Annotated in this window: 1 protein-coding gene; it reads right to left on the bottom strand. The window is 58.5% G+C overall.

Going from position 1 to position 6311, the window contains the following annotated elements; translation table 11 throughout:
• Positions 1-6311, bottom strand: a 6311-nt coding sequence (locus tag B9Z39_RS16760) for a VCBS domain-containing protein (protein WP_199221239.1), incomplete at both ends; no start/stop codon positions are given.

The raw sequence follows: 6311 nt of genomic DNA, 5'->3' as shown, positions 1-6311 counted from the left end.
GTGAAGCTGTCGGTGTAGGTCTGACCACCCACGAACTCGTTGTGCGCGCTGTTGGCCGTGTAGGTCCAGGCACCATCGGCGCCGATACTGAACTGACCATAGCCGTTGTTGCCAGCGACATTGCTCTGGGCAACGAAGGCTGCGCTGCTGTCGACGTCTGTTGCAGAGAGTGAGCCTGTGGTGCTCAGGGAAGCTGCTGTATTTGTTTCCGTCAAGCTGGCCGTACTGGCTCCTGTGATGACCGCAGCGTCGTTCGAACCGGTCATGCTGACGGTAATGACCTGCGAGGTGCCGTCTGCTGTCGCGACTGTGAAGCTATCGGTGTAGGTCTGGCCACCGACGAACTCGTTGTGCGCACTGTTAGCCGTGTACGTCCACTGACCGTCAGTACCAATGCTGAATTGACCGTAGCCGTTATTCCCAGCCACATTACTCTGAGCAACGAAGGCGGCGCTACTGTCAACGTCAGTGGCACTGAGTGTCCCGGTTGTGGAGAGCGACGCTACGCTGTTGGTCTCAGTCAGGCTAGCTGTACTGGTTCCGGTGATCACCGCTGCGTCGTTCGAACCCGTCATGCTGACCGTGATCACTTGGCTCGTGCCATCCGCCGTCGCCACCGTAAAACTGTCGGTGTAGGTCTGTCCACCGACAAACTCGCTGTGCGCGCTATTGGCGGTGTACGTCCAGACGCCATCGTTTCCGATGCTGAACTGGCCGTAGCCGTTGTTGCCAGGGACATTGCCCTGGGCGACGAAGGTCGAGGTGCTGTCCACATCCGTGGCGGACAACGTACCCGTTGTGCTCAATGAAGCGGCGGCGTTTGTTTCCGTCAGGCTGGCCGTACTGGTTCCGGTGATGACTGCTGCATCGTTGCTGCCGGTCATGCTGATCGTGATCACTTGGCTCGTGCCATCGACCGTCGCCACCGTAAAGCTGTCGGTATAGGTCTGACCACCCACAAACTCGTTGTGCGCGCTGTTGGCGGTGTAGGTCCAGACGCCATCGGTTCCGATACTGAATTGCCCGTAGCCGTTGTTACCAGCAACACCAGTCTGCGCAACAAAGGCAGCGCTGCTGTCAACGTCTGTTGCAGACAGTGAGCCCGTGGTGCTCAGGGAAGCGGCGGCGTTTGTTTCCGTCAAGCTTGCGGTACTGGTTCCAGTGATGACCGCAGCATCATTGCTGCCCGTCATGCTGACCGTGATCACTTGGCTGGTGCTATCGGCTGTTGCCACCGTGAAGCTGTCCGTGTAGGTCTGACCGCCCACAAACTCGTTGTGCGCGCTGTTGGCCGTGTAGGTCCAAACACCGTCGGTGCCGATGCTGAATTGACCGTAGCCATTGTTACCAGCAACACCAGTCTGAGCAACGAAGGCGGCACTGCTATCCACATCCGTGGCGGACAACGTACCCGTTGTACTCAAAGAGGCCGCAGCGTTTGTTTCTGTCAGGCTAGCAGTACTGGTTCCTGTGATGACTGCTGCGTCATTGCTGCCCGTCATGCTGACGGTGATGACCTGCGTCGTGCCATCCGCCGTCGCCACCGTAAAACTGTCGGTGTAGGTCTGACCACCGACAAACTCGTTGTGCGCGCTATTGGCGGTGTAGGTCCAGGCACCGTCTGTACTGATGCTGAACTGGCCGTAACCGTTGTTACCGGCGACATTGCTCTGGGCAACGAAGGCGGCGCTGCTGTCTACATCGGTCGCGCTGCCTGTTGTCGAGAGTGACGTTGCTGCGTTGGTCTCGGTCAAGCTGGCCGTACTGGTGCCTGTGATCACCGCCGCATCGTTGCTGCCGGTCATGCTGACGGTGATGACTTGACTGGTGCCATCGGCTGTGGCCACCGTGAAACCGTCGGTGTAGGTCTGTCCACCGACAAACTCGTTGTGCGCACTGTTGGCTGTGTACGTCCAGGCGCCGTCAGCCCCGATGCTGAATTGACCATAACCGTTGCTACCGGCTACGCCTGTTTGAGCAACGAACGATGCGCTGCTATCGACGTCTGTCGCAGACAACGAACCCGTTGTACTCAAAGAGGCTGCGGCATTGGTCTCTGTGAGACTTGCCGTGCTGGTGCCTGTGATGACTGCAGCATCGTTGCTGCCGGTCATGCTGACCGTGATCACTTGACTCGTGCCATCGGCCGTCGCGACCGTGAAGCTGTCTGTGTAGGTCTGACCACCGACAAACTCGTTGTGGGCGTTGTTGGCGGTGTATGTCCAAGCGCCGTTGGTGCCGATGCTGAATTGACCGTAACCATTGCTGCCTGCCACTCCAGTCTGAGCGACAAACAACGCGCTGCTGTCTACATCGGTGGCACTCAAGCTGCCGGTTGTCGAGAGCGAAGCTGCTGCGTTTGTTTCGGTGAGACTTGCCGTGCTGGTGCCGGTGATCACCGCAGCATCGTTCGTACCGGTCATCGTGACGGTGATCACTTGACTTGTTCCGTCTGTAGTCGCCACTGTGAAGCTATCCATATAGGTCTGACCGCCAACGAATTCGTTGTGGGCGGTGGTAGCCGTGTAGGCCCACTGACCATCAGTACCAATACTGAACTGACCGTAGCCGTTGTTACCGGCCACTCCAGTCTGCGCCACAAAGGCTGCGCTGCTGTCCACGTCCGTGGCACTTAAGCTGCCGTTTGTGGAGAGTGAAGCCGCACTGTTGGTCTCAGTGAGGCTAGCTGTACTGGTTCCTGTGATGACTGCCGCGTCGTTCGAACCCGTCATGCTCACCGTTATCACTTGTCTCGTGCCATCGGCTGTCGCGACTGTGAAGCTATCGGTGTAGGTCTGTCCACCCACAAACTCGTTGTGCGCGCTGTTGGCCGTGTAGGTCCAGGCACCATCTGCGCCGATACTGAACTGACCGTAACCGTTATTCCCAGCCACATTGCTCTGAGCAACGAAGGCCGAGCTGCTGTCCACGTCCGAGGCACTCAAGCTGCCTGTTGTGGAGAGAGATGCTGCTGCGTTTGTTTCCGTCAAGCTGGCCGTACTCGTTCCGGTGATCACCGCAGCGTCGTTCGAACCCGTCATGCTGACGGTAATGACCTGCGAGGTGCCGTCTGCTGTCGCGACTGTGAAGCTGTCGGTGTAGGTCTGCCCGCCGACAAACTCGTTGTGCGCGCTGTTGGCCGTGTAGGTCCACTGACCGTCAGTACCGATGCTGAACTGGCCGTAGCCGTTGCTGCCGGCTACGCCTGTTTGAGCTACGAAGGCCGCGCTGCTGTCCACGTCTGTTGCCGAGAGTGAACCTGTGGTGGAGAGCGATGCTGCTGCGTTTGTTTCTGTCAAGCTGGCTGTGCTGGTGCCGGTGATCACCGCCGCATCGTTGCTGCCGGTCATGCTGACGGTGATGACCTGCGTCGTGCCATCGGCAGTCGCCACCGTGAAGCTGTCGGTGTAGGTCTGTCCACCGACAAACTCGTTGTGCGCACTGTTGGCTGTGTACGTCCAGGCGCCGTCAGCCCCGATGCTGAATTGACCATAACCGTTGCTACCGGCTACGCCTGTTTGAGCAACGAACGATGCGCTGCTATCGACGTCTGTCGCAGACAACGAACCCGTTGTACTCAAAGAGGCTGCGGCATTGGTCTCTGTGAGACTTGCCGTGCTAGTGCCTGTGATGACTGCAGCGTCGTTCGAACCCGTCATGCTGACCGTGATCACTTGGCTCGTGCCATCGGCTGTCGCGACTGTGAAGCTATCGGTGTAGGTCTGACCACCCACGAACTCGTTGTGCGCGCTGTTGGCCGTGTAGGTCCAGGCGCCGTCGGTTCCGATGCTGAATTGACCGTAGCCGTTGTTACCAGCAACACCAGTCTGCGCAACGAAGGCTGCGCTGCTGTCAACGTCTGTTGCAGACAGTGAGCCCGTAGTGCTCAGGGAAGCTGCTGAGTTTGTTTCCGTCAGGCTAGCTGTACTGGTTCCGGTGATCACCGCAGCGTCGTTCGAACCCGTCATGCTGACCGTGATCACTTGGCTCGTGCCATCGGCTGTCGCGACCGTGAAGCTATCGGTATAAGTCTGTCCACCGACGAACTCGTTGTGCGCGCTGTTAGCCGTGTACGTCCAAGCGCCATTGGTACCAATGCTGAACTGGCCGTAGCCGTTGTTCCCGGCCACTCCAGTCTGCGCAACAAAGGCAGCGCTGCTGTCAACGTCTGTTGCAGAGAGTGAGCCTGTGGTGCTCAGGGAAGCTGCTGTATTTGTTTCCGTCAAGCTGGCCGTACTGGTTCCTGTGATGACCGCAGCGTCGTTCGAACCCGTCATGCTGACCGTGATCACTTGGCTCGTGCCATCCGCCGTCGCGATCGTGAAGCTATCCGTATAAGTCTGACCACCGACGAATTCGTTGTGCGCACTGTTAGCCGTGTACGTCCACTGACCGTCAGTACCAATGCTGAATTGACCGTAGCCGTTATTCCCAGCCACATTGCTCTGAGCAACGAAGGCGGCGCTACTGTCAACGTCAGTGGCACTGAGTGTCCCGATTGTGGAGAGCGACGCTGCGCTGTTGGTCTCAGTCAGGCTAGCTGTACTGGTTCCGGTGATCACCGCAGCGTCGTTCGAACCCGTCATGCTGACCGTGATCACCTGCGAAGTGCCATCGGCTGTCGCGACTGTGAAGCTATCGGTGTAGGTCTGACCACCGACGAACTCGTTGTGCGCGCTGTTGGCCGTGTACGTCCAAGCGCCATCGGTTCCGATGCTGAATTGACCGTAACCGTTGTTGCCTGCGACGTTGCTTTGGGCAACGAAGGCTGCGCTGCTATCTACATCTGTAGCGGACAACGTACCCGTTGTGCTCAAAGAGGCGGCTGCGTTTGTTTCCGTCAAGCTGGCGGTGCTGGTTCCGGTGATGACTGCTGCGTCATTCGAACCCGTCATGCTGACCGTGATCACTTGGCTGGTGCCATCCGCCGTCGCGACTGTGAAGCTATCGGTGTAGGTCTGACCACCGACGAACTCGTTGTGCGCGCTGTTGGCGGTGTACGTCCACTGACCGTCAGTACCGATGCTGAACTGGCCGTAGCCGTTGTTGCCCGACACATTGCTCTGAGCAACGAAGGCAGCGCTGCTGTCCACGTCCGTCGCAGACAACGAACCCGTTGTACTCAAAGAGGCTGCGTTTGTTTCCGTCAGGCTGGCCGTACTCGTTCCGGTGATGACCGCTGCATCGTTGCTGCCCGTCATGCTGACGGTAATGACCTGCGAGGTGCCATCCGCCGTCGCCACCGTAAAGCTGTCGGTGTAAGTCTGACCACCCACAAACTCGTTGTGTGCGTTGTTGGCGGTGTAGGTCCAAGCGCCGTCTGTGCCAATGCTGAATTGACCATAACCGTTGTTACCGGCCACATTGCTCTGAGCGACGAACCCCGCACTGCTGTCGACGTCTGTTGCCGAGAGTGAGCCCGTGGTGGAGAGCGAGGCTGCTGCGTTTGTTTCGGTGAGACTAGCGGTACTGGTTCCAGTAATGACGGCTGCATCATTCGAACCCGTCATGCTGACCGTGATCACTTGGCTGGTGCCATCTGCGGTGGCCACCGTGAAGCTGTCGGTGTAAGTCTGTCCACCGACGAACTCGTTGTGCGCACTGTTGGCGGTGTAGGTCCAAGCGCCGTCGGTGCCGATGCTGAATTGACCGTAACCATTGTTACCAGCAACACCAGTCTGAGCAACGAAGGCGGCACTGCTATCCACATCCGTGGCGGACAACGTACCCGTTGTACTCAAAGAGGCCGCAGCGTTTGTTTCTGTCAGGCTAGCAGTACTGGTTCCTGTGATGACTGCTGCGTCATTGCTGCCCGTCATGCTGACGGTGATGACCTGCGTCGTGCCATCCGCCGTCGCCACCGTAAAACTGTCGGTGTAGGTCTGACCACCGACAAACTCGTTGTGCGCGCTATTGGCGGTGTAGGTCCAGGCACCGTCTGTACTGATGCTGAACTGACCGTAGCCATTGTTACCAGCAACACCAGTCTGAGCAACGAAGGCCGAGCTGCTGTCTACATCGGTGGCGCTGAGCGAACCGGTTGTCGAGAGCGAAGGTGCTGCGTTTGTTTCCGTCAAGCTGGCCGTGCTGGTTCCGGTGATGACCGCTGCATCATTGCTGCCGGTCATGCTGACGGTGATGACCTGCGTCGTGCCATCGGCAGTCGCCACCGTGAAGCTGTCGGTGTAGGTCTGACCACCCACGAACTCGTTGTGCGCGCTGTTGGCCGTGTAGGTCCAGGCACCATCGGCGCCGATACTGAACTGACCATAGCCGTTGTTGCCAGCGACATTGCTCTGGGCAACGAAGGC

This window comes from Limnohabitans sp. JirII-29, assembly GCF_003063395.1.
Taxonomy (GTDB): domain Bacteria; phylum Pseudomonadota; class Gammaproteobacteria; order Burkholderiales; family Burkholderiaceae_C; genus Limnohabitans.
The sequence above is the reverse complement of the archived record's forward strand: the minus strand, read 5'-3'. Positions and strand labels throughout refer to the sequence as shown.